Origin of the sequence: Acidianus sp. HS-5, assembly GCF_021655615.1 — an archaeon.
GTDB lineage: Archaea > Thermoproteota > Thermoprotei_A > Sulfolobales > Sulfolobaceae > Acidianus.
The window spans coordinates 2,073,061-2,087,938 of record NZ_AP025245.1; the positions used below are offsets into that span (position 1 = coordinate 2,073,061).

At 32.5% G+C, this 14,878-nt stretch carries 20 protein-coding genes and 1 tRNA gene; 9 read left to right on the forward strand and 12 right to left on the reverse strand.

Annotation, left to right across the window (positions count from 1 at the left end; all coding sequences use genetic code 11):
- Positions 1-10 precede the first annotated feature (10 nt).
- Positions 11-101 (forward strand) — tRNA-Lys (locus tag HS5_RS11390).
- A gap of 36 nt (positions 102-137) precedes the next feature.
- The gene (locus HS5_RS11395; RefSeq protein WP_236751495.1) at positions 138-1,463 is read left to right on the forward strand and encodes a lyase family protein; all 1,326 of its coding nucleotides are present in this window, start codon (positions 138-140) and stop codon (positions 1,461-1,463) included.
- On the opposite strand, the gene HS5_RS11400 is transcribed toward HS5_RS11395, so the two are convergent.
- Positions 1,447-2,244: an MBL fold metallo-hydrolase gene (locus HS5_RS11400; protein ID WP_236751496.1), complete on the reverse strand. Its 798-nt coding sequence runs from the start codon at positions 2,242-2,244 to the stop codon at positions 1,447-1,449. The two genes, HS5_RS11395 and HS5_RS11400, sit on opposite strands and share 17 nt — an antisense overlap.
- Positions 2,245-2,285: 41 nt before the next feature.
- On the opposite strand from HS5_RS11400, the gene HS5_RS11405 reads away from it, so the two are divergent.
- Complete coding sequence (locus HS5_RS11405; protein ID WP_236751497.1) at positions 2,286-2,981, forward strand: DUF3834 domain-containing protein; 696 nt, start codon at positions 2,286-2,288, stop codon at positions 2,979-2,981.
- Here the strand turns inward: HS5_RS11405 and HS5_RS11410 are convergent.
- Complete coding sequence (locus HS5_RS11410; protein ID WP_236751498.1) at positions 2,967-3,797, reverse strand: CBS domain-containing protein; 831 nt, start codon at positions 3,795-3,797, stop codon at positions 2,967-2,969. The genes HS5_RS11405 and HS5_RS11410 overlap by 15 nt on opposite strands.
- A gap of 31 nt (positions 3,798-3,828) precedes the next feature.
- Between HS5_RS11410 and HS5_RS11415 the strand changes: the two genes are divergently transcribed.
- Positions 3,829-4,284, forward strand: a complete 456-nt coding sequence (locus HS5_RS11415) for an 8-oxo-dGTP diphosphatase (RefSeq protein ID WP_256445546.1) — start codon at positions 3,829-3,831, stop codon at positions 4,282-4,284.
- Here HS5_RS11415 and HS5_RS11420 read toward each other — a convergent pair.
- Genes HS5_RS11420 through HS5_RS11435 form a run of 4 tightly spaced genes read right to left on the reverse strand, consistent with a single transcriptional unit; the run spans position 4,267 to position 6,195 of the window.
- Positions 4,267-4,506: a hypothetical protein gene (locus HS5_RS11420; RefSeq protein WP_236751500.1), complete on the reverse strand. Its 240-nt coding sequence runs from the start codon at positions 4,504-4,506 to the stop codon at positions 4,267-4,269. The genes HS5_RS11415 and HS5_RS11420 overlap by 18 nt on opposite strands.
- Before the next feature lie 9 nt (positions 4,507-4,515).
- Positions 4,516-4,707: a hypothetical protein gene (locus tag HS5_RS11425; RefSeq protein WP_236751501.1), complete on the reverse strand. Its 192-nt coding sequence runs from the start codon at positions 4,705-4,707 to the stop codon at positions 4,516-4,518.
- A gap of 58 nt (positions 4,708-4,765) precedes the next feature.
- Positions 4,766-5,728, reverse strand: coding sequence for an alpha/beta hydrolase-fold protein (locus tag HS5_RS11430; RefSeq protein WP_236753561.1), 963 nt, complete (start codon positions 5,726-5,728; stop codon positions 4,766-4,768).
- Positions 5,728-6,195 carry a hypothetical protein gene (locus HS5_RS11435; RefSeq protein ID WP_236751502.1) on the reverse strand — a complete coding sequence of 156 codons (468 nt, stop codon included), beginning with the start codon at positions 6,193-6,195 and terminating at the stop codon, positions 5,728-5,730. Before HS5_RS11435 ends, HS5_RS11430 begins: the two co-directional genes overlap by 1 nt.
- A 77-nt stretch (positions 6,196-6,272) precedes the next feature.
- Between HS5_RS11435 and tpiA the strand changes: the two genes are divergently transcribed.
- Positions 6,273-6,959 (forward strand): triose-phosphate isomerase, encoded by a 687-nt coding sequence (gene tpiA / locus HS5_RS11440; RefSeq protein WP_236751503.1) that lies wholly within the window; start codon positions 6,273-6,275, stop codon positions 6,957-6,959.
- Entirely contained in the window at positions 6,959-7,402 is a 444-nt protein-coding gene (locus tag HS5_RS11445; protein ID WP_236751504.1) for an alanyl-tRNA editing protein, read from the forward strand. Before tpiA ends, HS5_RS11445 begins: the two co-directional genes overlap by 1 nt.
- On the opposite strand, the gene HS5_RS11450 is transcribed toward HS5_RS11445, so the two are convergent.
- Genes HS5_RS11450 through purE form a run of 3 tightly spaced genes read right to left on the reverse strand, consistent with a single transcriptional unit; the run spans position 7,382 to position 9,253 of the window.
- Positions 7,382-7,717, reverse strand: coding sequence for a LysR family transcriptional regulator (locus tag HS5_RS11450; protein WP_236751505.1), 336 nt, complete (start codon positions 7,715-7,717; stop codon positions 7,382-7,384). The genes HS5_RS11445 and HS5_RS11450 overlap by 21 nt on opposite strands.
- Positions 7,714-8,805: a 5-(carboxyamino)imidazole ribonucleotide synthase gene (locus HS5_RS11455; RefSeq protein ID WP_236751506.1), complete on the reverse strand. Its 1,092-nt coding sequence runs from the start codon at positions 8,803-8,805 to the stop codon at positions 7,714-7,716. Before HS5_RS11455 ends, HS5_RS11450 begins: the two co-directional genes overlap by 4 nt.
- On the reverse strand, positions 8,777-9,253 hold the full coding sequence (gene purE / locus HS5_RS11460; protein WP_236751507.1) for a 5-(carboxyamino)imidazole ribonucleotide mutase: 477 nt from the start codon (positions 9,251-9,253) through the stop codon (positions 8,777-8,779). The genes HS5_RS11455 and purE overlap by 29 nt, the downstream gene beginning before the upstream one ends.
- A gap of 53 nt (positions 9,254-9,306) precedes the next feature.
- On the opposite strand from purE, the gene HS5_RS11465 reads away from it, so the two are divergent.
- Both HS5_RS11465 and HS5_RS11470 read left to right on the forward strand, forming a co-directional pair.
- Positions 9,307-10,173, forward strand: a complete 867-nt coding sequence (locus HS5_RS11465) for an FAD-binding protein (protein ID WP_236751508.1) — start codon at positions 9,307-9,309, stop codon at positions 10,171-10,173.
- An 8-nt stretch (positions 10,174-10,181) separates the two neighbouring features.
- Entirely contained in the window at positions 10,182-11,111 is a 930-nt protein-coding gene (locus tag HS5_RS11470; RefSeq protein WP_236751509.1) for a nucleoside hydrolase, read from the forward strand.
- Here HS5_RS11470 and HS5_RS11475 read toward each other — a convergent pair.
- The 3 genes from HS5_RS11475 to HS5_RS11485 all read right to left on the reverse strand — a co-directional run bounded on the left by HS5_RS11475 (position 11,108) and on the right by HS5_RS11485 (position 12,753).
- Positions 11,108-11,386: a helix-turn-helix domain-containing protein gene (locus HS5_RS11475; RefSeq protein WP_236751510.1), complete on the reverse strand. Its 279-nt coding sequence runs from the start codon at positions 11,384-11,386 to the stop codon at positions 11,108-11,110. The genes HS5_RS11470 and HS5_RS11475 overlap by 4 nt on opposite strands.
- A gap of 63 nt (positions 11,387-11,449) precedes the next feature.
- Positions 11,450-12,448: an MFS transporter gene (locus HS5_RS11480; protein WP_236751511.1), complete on the reverse strand. Its 999-nt coding sequence runs from the start codon at positions 12,446-12,448 to the stop codon at positions 11,450-11,452.
- A complete protein-coding gene (locus tag HS5_RS11485; protein ID WP_236751512.1) occupies positions 12,445-12,753 on the reverse strand; it encodes a hypothetical protein in 309 nt (102 codons plus the stop codon). Before HS5_RS11485 ends, HS5_RS11480 begins: the two co-directional genes overlap by 4 nt.
- A 158-nt stretch (positions 12,754-12,911) precedes the next feature.
- On the opposite strand from HS5_RS11485, the gene HS5_RS11490 reads away from it, so the two are divergent.
- Positions 12,912-14,876 (forward strand): protein kinase, encoded by a 1,965-nt coding sequence (locus tag HS5_RS11490; RefSeq protein WP_236751513.1) that lies wholly within the window; start codon positions 12,912-12,914, stop codon positions 14,874-14,876.
- The last annotated feature ends 2 nt before the right edge of the window (positions 14,877-14,878 follow it).

Below are 14,878 nucleotides of genomic sequence, written 5' to 3' on the forward strand. Positions count from 1 at the left end.
TTATTTTTGTGGGCCCGTAGCTCAGCCAGGTAGAGCGACGGGCTCTTAACCGCTAGGGAGTAACCCGTAGGTCCCGGGTTCGAATCCCGGCGGGCCCGCCACCATTTTTATAAATTTCTATTTCATATATAGAGACTATGAAATATACGGAAGTAGCCCCTAAACTTTTTATGGATACCGGGACCAGGTTTCCAAGAAAAATAATTTGGGCAATGGGAGTAGTTAAACTTGCATGTGCAAGAGCAAATGCAAAATTAAACCTTTTAGACGAAGGCATAGCGAAAGCTATAGAAGATGCTTCAATAGAACTTATGGAAGGTAGGCATGATGATAAAGTAGTTCTAGATGTTTTTCAGACTGGTTCTGGAACAGGCTTAAATATGAATATTAACGAAATTATAGCTGAAAGAGCTTCAGAATTATCAAGTAAAAAGGTTCATCCAAATGATCACGTTAATATGTCTCAGTCTTCTAATGATGTAGTACCTACAGCAATAAGAATATCTGCAGTATCTAATATGGTGGAAAATTTAATCCCATCGCTTAAGGAGATTCTCTCATCGCTCAATGTTAAAAGCAAAGAATATGATAATGTTATAAAATCTGGAAGGACGCATTTAAGAGATGCCTTACCTATAACTTTAGGTCAAGAGTTGTCTGCATATTATGACGCATTAAACCATGATTTAGAGCAATTAAATAATGTTATTGAATATATAAAGGAATTACCTATAGGCGGTACTGCAGTAGGAACAGGATTAAATGCTCATCCAAAATTCTCTGAAACAGTAATTCAAGAAATAAACGAAGTTACATCCCTTAATTTCAAGACTTCCAATAAGTTTAGATCAATGAGATTTTTAACAGATCTTTTATTACTTAGTGGTATAATGAGAAATATTGCTACAGAACTTTATAGAATTGGTCAAGATTTTAGATTGATGTTTTCAGGTCCCTTCACATCGATTGGAGAAATCGATATTCCGACTCAAGAAGAGATAGCAGGAAGCAGTATAATGCCCGGTAAGACAAATCCAGTAACAGTTGAAGCTACTCTTTTAGTTTCTTCAGAAGTAGTAGGTCTAGATCATGCAAATCAAATGGCGTCAATGTTAGGCGAATTTGAGTTAGCTATGGGTGTTCCATTGGTTGGCTATAATATAGTCCTTCAAGAGAATCTTTTATCAGAAGCTTTACGTAAATTCTCTTCATTAGTAATAAACGGAATGAAGCCTAATATAGAGAAGATGAAAAGATATGCTGAAAGTAGTCCATCATTGATAACAGTTATTTCTCCCATAGTAGGTTATGATGAAGCCTCACAGATAGGTAAAATGTTGGTCAAGGGAATGTCAATTAGAGAGGCGTTAAGAGAAATGGGATTTGAAGATAAAGATATTGACAAGATTTTAGATTTGCAACAGTTAGTAAAGCCTGGAATTCCTGCTAAGTCTCAAAAGTGACTCCTTTCTCTTCTACATGTATGTTTTTTGCTATTTCAGATAAAATTGATTTAGCAGTTATCTCGTTTAAAAATACTGATGTAGGATTTATATCGTTTTTTCCTCTCTTTAACATGAGCTTTACTACAACTTCCTCTGAAGTCATGGGATTACCTCTTATCATTTCCTTAATTTCCTCTACTAGCTTTTTGTTATATTCTACGTTAAAGTTCAGCATATCTATCATTTTTTCCTTTTTATATATAGGTCCGTGAGAAATTATGATAAAGTCAACAGATTTCATAAGATCTCGTAATTTTTCTAAACTTTCTTGTGCGGTCCAAAAATCTGTATAAAAAGGAAAAATAAAAGATTCTAAAACTTTTTGTCCGAATAACGCATCACCGCAATATAATACATTATCAATTTTGTAAGCTACGTGTCCAGGTGTATGGCCTGGTAGTTTAATTTTCTCTACTTCAGTATCACTAAATTCATCCTTTAATTCATCCTTTATGAGGTCGTAAGTAAAAATTCTAGAATTTTTTGCACTGAATCCATAAGTTATTGCTCTCCTACCTATTATATTTAAGCTCCAATAATCTTCCTTCGGGAGGAATTTTATCTTTGCTTTCTTGAATAATCCTGCAATATGATCCATATGGCCGTGAGTGGCTAATTGTACTTCTGCATTAATGGGCAAATTAGCATTCTTACCTCCTTGATCTATTATTATCCTTCCATCATATACAAGAGTGTTAGGACTGCCTGGAATAACTTCTACATTTTTACTTAATTTCATAAAGTGTTATCTTTTTTTACTTTTTTATCTCTTTTTATCTTATGTTGATAACAACTCCTTTCGCGGGTCCAGTAAGTTTTCCTCTACTAGTTGCTAAGGAATTAGGAGGAGAACAAATTAATTTAAAAAACTCATGTGAAACTAATGAAGTAGGAGATATAATTTTAGATGCAATAACTAATATAGCAAAACTTAACCTAATGGGATATAAAATAGTAGCAGGAGTTTACATAGATATGTATACTATACTAGGTAACAGAAATTCTACTAAGATTTATACAATTAGGGAAGGAACATTAGCAGACATAAATGCTCGTCTTTACGCAAAGTACACTAATAAGGATGTAATAAATACCGATGCAAAGTCTGCAGTTAAGAAAGCAGAGGAAGGAAATCTGGCGATAGTAGGAATAGAAGTAAAAATGGGAGAAAAACTCGAGGACGAGTTTGAGAGGTTAGGAATAAGAACACCTTCTTGTGTGATCTATTCAAAAGTAGATCCTACTGACGTGCTAAAACTTTATGAAAAAGGAATAAGAATAATAAAGGAAGATCCTATTAACTCGGCCAAGGTAATTTCTTCTCTATCTAAGTATTATTCCTTAAGTGTAATGGAAAGTATAATAAATCATTATAGCCATAAGTTAATAACGAACTCTAATGAACTAAAGAAATCAATAGAAGTTTACTCTCAAATAGTACCCAGTGTGGCTAAGCTAGAATTAGGTCTTTCTTAAAAACTGTAAATGAAGCTGATAATGAAGTGCTACCAATAAATCTCTTTCAGTTATTATACCTCTAGGTTTTGACTCATCATCTAATATAAGTAAAGCACCAATATTCTTCTCTATCAGAGTGGCTGCTGCTTCATTTATTGATCTATCTTCTTCTATAGTTATTGGTGGAGTACTCATTATATCTGTAATTTTTTTATTAAAGAAGTAATCAGGATCTAATTTTTCTACGCTCTTTGATGCGGCTTTAATACAATCTGCAGCAGTTATTATTCCTATAACTTTTCCTTCTTCATCAACTACTGGTAGCCTTCTAAATCCTCTGTGTAACATCTGTCTTGTCGCTTGTACTATATCAGTATCTTTACTTATTGTACTTACTTTCTTACTCATGAACATACTTACTGGGAATAAAACTTCAAGATCTTGAAAACTCAATAGCATTTCTCTTTCAGTTACTATGCCAGTAGGCTTGCCTAGATCATCTACAACTGGTAAAGATCCAAAATTTCTTGTCACCATTATAGTTATTGCATCCAATACATCATCTTTTTCACTTACAACTGAAGGATTCGGAGTCATGTATAATGATGCTTTCATATTACTCATTTTATATAGATCGCCCTGGCTGCAACCTTGTGGGCAAAAGCTAAGATAAACGGAAAGTAAATCTCTAGTAGAAAGTATTCCTTCAACTTTATCATTAGCTATTATTATTCTTCCAATTCCTCTTTCATTTATCTTCTTAAATGCCTGCATTAAATTATCTTCAATTGAAATTACAGGGGGTCTTAATACCTCTAATGTCTTTACTATCATACAAGAATATTATAAGAAGAGGTAAAAAAGATTGGAGCTGAATACATGTCTCAGCATTATAAACCAGAGTGGCATGCTATTAATGATAAAGAAGAAAAGAGGATTAGGAGAAGGATTAATAACTTTCCCTGGAGGAAAAGTAGAGGGAGACGAAACACCTTTAGACTGTGCAATAAGAGAAACAGAAGAGGAAGTTGGAGTAAAAATAACAAATCCAAAAAAGGCTGGTTTAATTATCTTTAAACAAAATGGAGGCAACATTCAAATTATGCATGTATATACTGCAAGAGAATTTACAGGCTCACCAAAAGAAAGTGACGAAGCAGTACCAATGTGGGTATCTTACGATAATTTGCCATTCGGAAATATGTGGATAGACGATAGAATATGGTTACCTTTAGTTTTACAAGGTAAGTACGTAAATTGTGTATTCGAATTTACAAACGATTGGAAATTCATGATCTCTTCTTCATGTGAATTTACATGATTTAGGTCTTCCAAAGAGTATTTTAAGTACTTTTGATAAGCATAAATCTTGATTATCTTTGCATTCAAGTATTTTAATACTCATTTTATTATAATATTCTAATTTTTCCTTAGTTAATTTTTCAACTATTATTATCTGCGGTTCCCTATTCTTAATTTCTTCAATTTTTCCATTATCTTTTATTATAAAAGTTTTCCCGTTTTCAAAACCTACTATATACATTTGTTTCACCTAGAAAAATACAAATGATACCAAAAATGATGCAACACCTACAATTACAAGTATACTGCCTAAAGTAAACAAGTCTTTCCTATTTATGTTTGATGGCGCGAATTTAGTTAGTATAATATAGCTTACTCCAAATACGCTAGTAACTGCGGCTATGACAATGAGCGTTATCTTGAATATTAATAAAGTATCCATGTACGCTATTATTAGTTTTTATAGATAAAAAAGTTTCTAATAATCATGATTGGAATAATCAATTTAACTTAGATAAATATTTTTCTATGAAACTAATGGAAATATCTAATCTATAGGATGTATTTAGATGTCCGTCTTCGTATTCTTCATAGTAATGTTCTATTCCAATTTTCTTCATTTTATTATGAAGTATTCTAGATCCGTATTGTATGTTAAATTCGTCCTTAACACCGACGTCAATATATATTCCCTTATTCCTTAATTTTTCTCCGAACTTTTCTACCATTCTTACTGGATCTTTTTCTAACCATCTTTGCCATACATCTTCTAATATTTCTCCGGAGTCTAAATCAAAAGGAAGTAGTATTTTACCTTCTGAACTAGGTGAATAAAATGCAGACATACCTATAATGTTTAGAGTATTCAAATCTTCTTTTTTCTTTTTATTTTGCTTTTTCCAAAAGTTACTAAGCCATTCTTCTGGGGATGAAAATTTCCTTAGATATGGAATTACCTTAGGAAACATTGGCAAATAAACATATTCAAAGTATGCGTCTCCAGAATGGGAAGCAATTGCTTTAATTTCGTCATATTTCATTCCTAAAACTAGTGCTCCGTATCCACCAGAAGATTTGCCTATTATACCTATTTTATCGCTCTTATATTTTTCTTTAAGATATGGTATTAATTCCTTTATTACAAAATCTTCATAAAAACCCACAGCTGGAGAATTAATATATTGATTTCCTCCAACTTTTGTAAACATATCTGGCAAAACTATAACAGAACCATTAATCTTACATTCTTTCTTAAGTCTCTCTACTCTGCTTAGAATATCCTCAGATAAAGGATCATAATTTAGCATAGAAAGTGAAGAACCTAGAAATCCGCTTAGGTATATTATTATTGGCTTATTAACTGGATCTTCTGGTTCTATTATTCCTAAACGTCTGATGTGTGGATCTTGTAAGGGATTATCTTTCAAAAATTCACTTTCAAACGTAATAAAATTTAGTCTCATCATTGACAACCTATATTTGGAAGTATATAATAATTTTCACTCACTTTAATTGGCTTAGGAAAAGCTTTAGGTAACAAATAAATTATCCCGTCAACGTCGGAAATCTTAAAAACCATTTTATTATCGTAAGCATATGCGGTAATAGCACAAATTACAGCGTCTATTTCATCCTTTTTCTTGGTATATTCCTTCCAATTTATTCCTAAGTTTTTCATAGACGATGTAGGATGTGTTTCTATAACACTAGGCAATAACTTGGATATTCTAATAGCTCTCTCTACTAGACTTTTCATAAAAGATGGAGGAAGAACTTTATATCCGCTCCTTATCATTTTTTTATCAACTTCTCTAAATCCTTTAGACATTGATAATGGCGAATCAATTGCAACTAGTTTTGCGTCCTTGCAATAATCAATTATTTCCTCATCTGTTGAAAGAAACTTAACTTGTATTATATTATCTATCATTTTACCTACAGCGGTTTTTCTCTTTACAGCTAAATCAACTCCACAATAAATAAAAATAAGCTGTCCCCTCTAATCTTATGAAAAAGCCAATAATATTAATAAATTTCAAGGCTTACGAGAACTCATTTGGAAAGAAGAGCATAGATATTGCAAAAAGAATAGAAAAAGTGTCCATGGAATACTCAACTGAAGTAATCTTATCAGTTCCTGCTACTATGATATCCATTCTTTCTCAAGAGTTATCGTTACCTATTTATGCTCAACACGTAGATTCATATCCTCTTGGAGCCCATACGGGTTCATTATTACCCGAAATGATAAAAGAAGCAGGAGCTAAAGGCACATTGTTAAACCATAGTGAAAAAAGGATAAGAGCAGACGAGATACACGATTCTTTACATAGATTAGATAAACTAGGTTTAGAATCTGTCGTATGTATAGATAGATATGAACTAGTAGAACCTATGGCTTTATTAAAACCTACTGCAATTTTAATTGAGCCTCCAGAATTAATAGGTTCCGGAATTTCTGTGTCCAAAGCTAAACCTGAAGTAATAACTAATGCCGTAAAAGAAATTTCTAAAGTTCCAGGAGTTTTCCTTATTGCAGGAGCAGGAATAAGCAGTGGCAATGATGTATATACTGCAGTAAAATTAGGTGCAGACGGAATAGGTGTAGCAAGTGCAGTAATGAAAGCTAAGGAACCGGAAAAAGTGGTAGAGGATTTCATAAAGAGTGGAATAAAAGCAATAGATGAGAAGTAATGATAGAAATTAAAACTCACAGCGCTTTACATGTTTTGAAAGGTGCTACAAAAAAGGTCTTAGGAGCGAAGTGGACTGCAAGTACTTATGTTAATGGTCCTCATGGTAGATTGACTGTTCAGTTTGAAAGGAAGCCTACTGAGGAGGAAATCAATAGAATATTTGTAGAAGCACAAAATAGAATAAACGAAGGCTTGCCTTTTATTATTGAAAAATTATCTAGGGAAGAAGCAGAGAAAAAATACGGAGATGAGATTTATGATTTATTTCCAATTCCTACAGAAGTAAATGAACTTTATATTGTAATAATTCCAGGCTGGAACATAAATGCATGTAATAAACAACATGTAAGTAATACAAGAGAAATTGGAGAAATAAAACTAGATCACTGGAGATATAGGAATTCTAAGAAGTTGCTAGAGCTATCCTTTAATGTCATTTAACTTCTTAGAGTATTTATCAAGCACTGCAGAAACTTCATTCATTGCTTCTTCATAAATTTTGAGTATTTCTTGTACTTTATCCGAGACTACAGTTCCTCCAGCATTCTTACCGCCTTTCTTCATCTCTATTCCTCCAATTTCTGATTCAATTTTTCTTACATATTCCCAAGCGAATTTGTATGATAAATTAAGATTTTCAGCAGCTTTAGAAATAGAACCAGTATTAATTATTTCTTTTACTAGTTCGGCTCCACCTTTACCTAGTATGGAATTTCCTTTATCGTCTTCTATCCAAATTTTAAAATTAAACTTCATAAGTCTAATCCTTGAGGATATATTAGCTTCATAATATTATCAATTTTTTCTTTTACTTCTTCTAAACTTTCTCCTAAGACGTTTATGTGCCCCATTTTTCTTCTTTTTCTAACTTCGTTTTTCCCATACCAATATACCTCACCAAACTTTAAGACGTCTTTAGGGACTTCTCCTGTTCCCAATATATTTACCATTCCGGAAGGAGAAAGTATTCTTGTAGATCCTAAATCTAAGTCAGCTATTGCCCTTATATGTTGCTCGAATTGAGAAGTTTCTGCTCCGTCTAATGTATAATGTCCAGTATTATGGACTCTAGGTGCTATCTCGTTTATTAAAACCTCATTATTTCTGACAAAAAATTCAATACCTATTGTACCTATATAATCTAATTCCTTAGTAAGCTTCTCTGCAATCTCAATCATTTTTTCATTATAGTACGGACCATAGTTGTAGACTAAAATTCCCTTCTCATTATAGTTAAACGTTGGTATAAATGCCTTAAAATCTCTCTTACTTCTTGTGGCAATTATAGAAGCTTCAAAATCAAATTTTACATACTCCTCTACTACGAATTTACACTTCATTTCTTTTATAAATTGATATTTGTCCACATCTCTATGTATAAAATACTGGCCTTTTCCATCGTAGCCTCCTTTAGACTGCTTTAAAACTCCTTCGTTATTGAATTCATTCTTCAATATTTCTAGCGCTTCTTCTCCATTATTAGCTACGTAAAATCTAGGTACTGGGAAACCGTGATCTCTCAAGAACTCCTTTTCCTTATATCTTTCCCTTTTTAATTCAACTGAATTGATCTTAGGATACAGCTTTCCCTTTTCTTCAGCATAATCTAAAGCTTTTTCACTAACATGTTCAAACTCAAATGTTACTACATCTGACGAATCTACGAGTTCTTTATATAGATCTTCTGAGAAGCATTTATCGGCAATTTTACATGCAGGTTCATCTTTATCGCCGAGCACGTAAAATTCAAAGGGAAATTTTCTTCCTTCTAATATTAGCATCCAGCCTAATTGTCCAGCTCCTAATATTCCGATTTTAAGCTTGGATAGACGTTGATAGGACATCGTTCTTCATATCTTCTACAAATTTATTTAACTTTTCTTCTAAATCTCTATACTTTATTGAGAGGATCTTAATTGCCAACAATGCAGCATTTTTAGCTCCTCCTATGGCTACAGTTGCTACTGGAACTCCGTAAGGCATTTGAACAATGGACAAAAGTGAATCCAACCCATTAAGATTCTTAGAAGGAATAGGAACGCCTATTACTGGGAGAGTAGTTAAAGATGCAGTCATCCCAGGTAAATGAGCAGCCCCTCCTGCTCCAGCTATTATTACTTCTATTCCTCTAGATCTTGCAGTCTTTGCATAATCTACCATGAACTCTGGAGTTCTATGAGCTGAGACAACTTTTACTTCATAATTAACTCCAAACGATTTTAATATGTCTACAGCTTCCTTCATATATTCCCAATCAGATTTACTTCCCATTATAACTCCTACAAGTGGCATAAAATCTTAAGGGGCTTAAGTATTATAAGGTTTTTTAATCAAGAGACTAAGTGATGGAAGTCTATAATGAGAAGGAATTGTATGGGGCTATTAAGGACGCTTATTTGAGTGGAAAGAAAGTTATGATTATAGGTTATGGTAAGCATTCTGTTCAGAGAAAAACAGATATTTTACTAAAAATTAATATAGATGAGTATAAAATTGACAAGAGAGGCTATGTTGAAGCTTATGCCGGAGCTTCAGTGAATAAAATTAGAGAAGAGGCTTCAGAGAACGGATTGTTACTGCCTTGTTTATACGACGGGAGCGTAGGCGGGCTTTTAGCTAATAACGAATTCTCTCCTCTTTCTACCCGTTATGGCAAACCGTACGATTTTACGGATAAGGCCGTTTTTATTACTCCTTTTGGTAAAATTTCATGGAAAATTATAATAGGTAGTAAAGGAAGGCTAGGTGCAATATATGAGGCAAGATTGAGATTATTCCCAAAGCCTACTAAGGTTTTTACTTTCGAGAAATCCTTTAGTAAGACTGACGAGGTTATAACTTACGTTAATAGATTAATGCATATTAAACCTTTAGCGATGCTTGTCGAATATGATGGAAAATATACTATTCATGCTACTTATGACTTTGAAACAGAAATACACGGGTTTTCAAAAGATGAGGGAGTAGCCACTATCGAAGAGAGCAATAAGAACGGATATTATGTTAATACTCCTACAATCGAAGACTTTGTAAATTCTATAAAAGAAACTGAACCAATTTACGCATATACAGTAGTAGGTTCAAGGCTTAGTAAATTCTATGTAGCAGACGAAGAGTCTTTAAAGAAGTTGAACTATTATGAGCACGATGATATTCAGAAGGTTTATTTGAAGCTAAAAAGGATATTAGACTTAAAGAACATATTCGCATAGTGTTTTACATGACACGTCATTTTGTAATAGATTGTGATACAGCAGAAGACGATATAATGAGCTTTTTTATGCTTTTAAGATACGGCTTTTCAGTTGAAGGAATAACGATAGTTGAAGGAAATATAAGTTTCGAGCAAGAGGTAAATAATGCATTATGGGCTTTAGAATTTATAGGTAAGGAAATCCCAGTTTATCCAGGTAGTCAGAGACCTCTTGTCAAGGATTATAGAACAGTGGAAAACGTTCACGGCAAAGGAGGTATAGGAGATAAAATTGCTAAGCCCGCTAAGTTAAAGCCTAGTAATAAACACGCAATAGACGCAATAATTGAGCTTGCAGACATGTATGCCGGGGAGTTAGAATTTCTAGCTATTTCTCCTTTAACTAACTTAGCTTTAGCCTACTTGAAAGATAAGAGCATAGCCGAAAAAATAAAGAAGGTCTGGATTATGGGTGGTACAATATATGGTAGAGGTAATATTACACCAGTAGCGGAATATAATATTTGGGTTGATCCTGATGCTGCAAAGGTGGTATTTCATTCTGGCATGGATCTAACTATGATCGCATGGGATTTAATTACAAAATATACTATAAACAACGAGGAATGGGAGAGAATAAAATCTATAAATACTAAACTTTCTTCATTTTATATAGATATTTATACTCATTATAGAAATTTTGCTATGACTAAACAGAAAATGAATGGTAATCCTCATCCTGACTTAATAACTACCGCAATAGCTATAGATAATACCATAGTAACAAATGTGGAGAAACAATATGTTGATATAGAGAACTGCGATTGTTTAACTAGGGGAATGACTGTTATAGATTACCTTAGGATCTTAGGAAAAGAGCCGAATGTTAACGTGGTTTACGAAATTAATAAGGAGAAATTTGTAAAGATGTTATATAATTTATTATCCTGGTTCTAACAATCGAATCTACTGCATAATGTAAACTCCATATCTTCTATTAACTTCTTAATAAATAGATAATATTTGTAAAGTTCCTCCAATCCCTCTTCGGTTATTGAAAATATTATATCTCTACCTATTATTGCTCTTTTTTCTACATATCCTTTATTTTCTAAACTCTTCATTGCCTTTATTATACTCTTTTTAGGGATGCCTGTGTATTCTGCAAGCTCTTTTATACTAAGTTCTCCTTCTGCTAAGTTTGTCAAAATTACTAGCTGAGTTATATTCACATGAAATATTTTGTCGCAATATAATTTAAACAGTTAATATGAAGACTTATGTAGAAGAGTTTTTTATGCAGTATGCGATTTTCTAAAATTTAAAATAGCGAGGACAATTAGCGATATAATAGACGATAAAAAAATGTCATATTTAGGGGTTTGCGAAATTGACGCAATTAAATATCCTAATATCCAACCTAATATCTGCATAGTTACTGCAGAAACGTAGTCCTTCTTAGATAAGGATAAAGATAAAGGAAGTAACGATTCCCATAATCCATAGAAAATAGAAAAATAAGGGGAGAATATTATTAATGATTGTAAAGAAAACAGAAGAAGGGAAATGTTAATTGCTCTTTTATTTGAAATAAAAGATGAAGTAAAAGCTACAACGCTGCCTAACAATTCTGCAAATGTAGCTATAATTCCTATTAACGTATAGCTCAAATTATACATTTCTTTTGCTACTAAATATATAAATTGACCAGATAGAGCTATGGGAATTATAATTAGAGAAATTATTAAAGAAGGTGTAATTTTTTGGCATTCGTTTTTAATCTCTTTTTGAGTAAATAACGGAAAAGACGTTAGAATAATGAAAATTGAAGATAGTATAAAAAGATAAGTAAACCCTAAGTACTGCGAAATTAATCCTCCTATAGACGGCATAAATATTGACGGTAATACTGATATAGCCCAAACTTTTGATATAGTGCCCTTTCCTTCTGTATCCATTAATTCGTAAAAAGCTGGTAAAGCTATATAGAAGGAGTTATACATGGTCATAAAGACATAAAGTGAAATCGCAGAATTTGCAAAAGGAAATAATAGAATTCCCAAACCCGAAATACTCATTCCTATAAAAATGCTGTATTTTTCTCCAATTTTTTTGTTAATTTTTCCTCCGATATATGGTAAAGGTAACGAAAATATTAGTGTTATAAGATAGAAGAATCCTAGTTCTGAAGGTCTTATATATCTGACTAGGAATATAGAGAGAAAAGGATAATACAAATAAAATCCTATTCCCCAAAGTATCCAGCTAATAGTTATTTTTAATAAAAGTTTCATTTTTGATCAAATTTTTCTAGCAATTGATCTACAAGATCTTTTTCTCCGTAAATTATCATATCATCAGTATTATCATCATAGTATTTCTTTACTACTTCATAAGCTTTATCCATACCACCATTCTCTACATCCGATATGACTCCGCCCTGCAGTTTGTCGTCTTCGTATATGGATATTATAGTATCTTTATATACCATAATTCTGAACGCAGAGACTATTTTGCCATCTTCAACTTTTTTGTATAAATATACAGTAACTAAAGGTTCTGTCATACTATGTCTTGTGTATTCTAAGTGCTTTAGCATATATCTACAATATAACTTGATATCTAAAAATTACTTATTCATTTTGTAATACTATATAATGTTGCGTCCTCTTTATTCATTGAGAAATCCACATCTAAAAGATGGAATGTATTATTAAGCCGAAATTTAAAAAGAGTTATACCGAAATCAAATTAATCGTGCAGTTTGCATTTACTGATGGTAATAAAAAGTATGTATTCAATGATGGTAGAATTGAGGAGTACTTTGGTAAGTTAAAAGTTAAGGATAATATAATAGGTTATTTGACAAGTATCGATGGCGATAAAATAAAGATATCTAAGTTCCCTATTTATGACTGTTCTAAGATAATTTTTGATGGTAAGCTAATTTTGAAAGTAGGTGATTTAGGATATTTATTTGAGTCTAATGAATCTTTATGTTTACTCTTAGGTAACGTTAGTAACCTTGTACTTAATGGATATTATTCGATTATAAAAGGAAAAGTAATTATGAATGGTAGTAAGAGAAAACTATTGGAAGCAATGGATAATTATGATGTTATACAGTATGCGCTCTCAAAATATTCTTCTGACGATGAAGTAATTAGGCAAGCAATAATAGGCTTATCTAAATTAGGAAAATGTAATGAAGCTGTCTCATTATATGTAAAGCTAGATAAAAAATATCCTGAAGAATCTTTAGCTGCCGCAGAATGCTATGAGAAAATAGGGGAAGAACTTGAGGCTTTAAAGATATATTCATTTTTCTCTGAGGAAAGATATAAAATTTTAGAGGAAAAATTAAGGAGAAAAGTAGATAAAATTATAGAAGAGTACGAAGCTACGGGCAATGTTAAACTTCTATATAACGCACTCTCAATTCTACCAACGTATGATGCCCCTGTTTTAAAATTAGGGTGGTATTCTATTAAGAAGAACCCTGTAGAAGCAGTAAAAATCTTTGAAGAAGCATTAAAGAGGAGTAGATCTTATCATAACTTGCTAATGTTAGCAAATGCATATATAAAGGCCGGTAAGTTTATGGATGGATTAAAAATAATAGATGAAGCAGAAAAAATACGCAGAACTGCAGGCTCTGCATTTTTAAGAGGATTAGCTTTGGAGAACTTAAACGCTAAAAATGAAGCAGAAAAAGATTTTCTCTATGCGTGCAAGGAAGGTATTGTGGAAGCATGTGAAAAGGTTAAGCCTGGAGTACTCTATTCGCCTAAAGATTTCTATCCAGAACAATGGATAGGTTATGTTATATACGGGTATGAAGTAAAGCGGGTTTTAGGAACTGGAGGAATGGGTTACGTTTTATTAGTTGAAAGACTGGACAAAAAATATGCAATGAAAATTATGAAGAAGGAATATAATTTCGATGAAATGTTAAATGAAGTTGCAAAAATGCAAGAGATTTCAAAGAATTCTAAGTATCTTGTCAGAATTTTGGCAAATTTCATTGATGAAAACTGGGTAGACTATTATAGCTCTCCTCCTGCAATTGTAATGGAATACATGGGAGGGGGTGACCTAAGGGAAGTACTAGCAAAAGATGAATACTCAACATTAAGGCATTCAGTTGTTTGGCCTCAAGTAGTATCTGTAATATTTTCCAAATTAGCTAGAGCAATTATAACTGTTCATAAAGAAGGATATATTCATTGCGACATTAAACCTTCTAATATACTCTTTACTAATCCACTTCCTAATTACGGAGAAGAAGCTCTGGAAGCTTTAGAAAAAGAGCAAGTAACTCCTAAACTTTCTGATTTAGGTAGTGCAGTAAAGATAGGTACTTCCGTAATTCATTACACTCCGTATTATGCACATCCATTACAGAGATTCGGACAAAGGGCGTCAACAGAAATGGATATTTATTCCTTTACAGTTTCACTTTATGCATCATTAACAAACAATTTCCCATTTCCTGAATGGCTGGAAAGAGAATTAGAAGATGCAGTAATGAATCCTTCAAAGAGGGAACAAGTATTAAAGGACTTTTATGCAGTAGATCCTAGAATGGATTATGTTCCAGACGAGTTTAAAGATATAGTATTGAAAGGATTAAGAGGTGAAATAACTATGGAAGAGATTGCGAGAGATTTGAGAGATATAGCTATAACAGAATATAATATACCAGAAGAAGTATTAATTTAATT

Coding starts and splice junctions, on each gene's coding strand:
- HS5_RS11395 (WP_236751495.1), top strand. CDS start 138: ATGAAATATACGGAAGTAGCCCCTAAACTTTTTATGGATACCGGGACC.
- HS5_RS11400 (WP_236751496.1), bottom strand. CDS start 2,244: ATGAAATTAAGTAAAAATGTAGAAGTTATTCCAGGCAGTCCTAACACT.
- HS5_RS11405 (WP_236751497.1), top strand. CDS start 2,286: ATGTTGATAACAACTCCTTTCGCGGGTCCAGTAAGTTTTCCTCTACTA.
- HS5_RS11410 (WP_236751498.1), bottom strand. CDS start 3,797: ATGATAGTAAAGACATTAGAGGTATTAAGACCCCCTGTAATTTCAATT.
- HS5_RS11420 (WP_236751500.1), bottom strand. CDS start 4,506: ATGTATATAGTAGGTTTTGAAAACGGGAAAACTTTTATAATAAAAGAT.
- HS5_RS11425 (WP_236751501.1), bottom strand. CDS start 4,707: ATGGATACTTTATTAATATTCAAGATAACGCTCATTGTCATAGCCGCA.
- HS5_RS11430 (WP_236753561.1), bottom strand. CDS start 5,728: ATGAGACTAAATTTTATTACGTTTGAAAGTGAATTTTTGAAAGATAAT.
- HS5_RS11435 (WP_236751502.1), bottom strand. CDS start 6,195: ATGATAGATAATATAATACAAGTTAAGTTTCTTTCAACAGATGAGGAA.
- tpiA (WP_236751503.1), top strand. CDS start 6,273: ATGAAAAAGCCAATAATATTAATAAATTTCAAGGCTTACGAGAACTCA.
- HS5_RS11445 (WP_236751504.1), top strand. CDS start 6,959: ATGATAGAAATTAAAACTCACAGCGCTTTACATGTTTTGAAAGGTGCT.
- HS5_RS11450 (WP_236751505.1), bottom strand. CDS start 7,717: ATGAAGTTTAATTTTAAAATTTGGATAGAAGACGATAAAGGAAATTCC.
- HS5_RS11455 (WP_236751506.1), bottom strand. CDS start 8,805: ATGTCCTATCAACGTCTATCCAAGCTTAAAATCGGAATATTAGGAGCT.
- purE (WP_236751507.1), bottom strand. CDS start 9,253: ATGCCACTTGTAGGAGTTATAATGGGAAGTAAATCTGATTGGGAATAT.
- HS5_RS11465 (WP_236751508.1), top strand. CDS start 9,307: ATGGAAGTCTATAATGAGAAGGAATTGTATGGGGCTATTAAGGACGCT.
- HS5_RS11470 (WP_236751509.1), top strand. CDS start 10,182: ATGACACGTCATTTTGTAATAGATTGTGATACAGCAGAAGACGATATA.
- HS5_RS11480 (WP_236751511.1), bottom strand. CDS start 12,448: ATGAAACTTTTATTAAAAATAACTATTAGCTGGATACTTTGGGGAATA.
- HS5_RS11485 (WP_236751512.1), bottom strand. CDS start 12,753: ATGCTAAAGCACTTAGAATACACAAGACATAGTATGACAGAACCTTTA.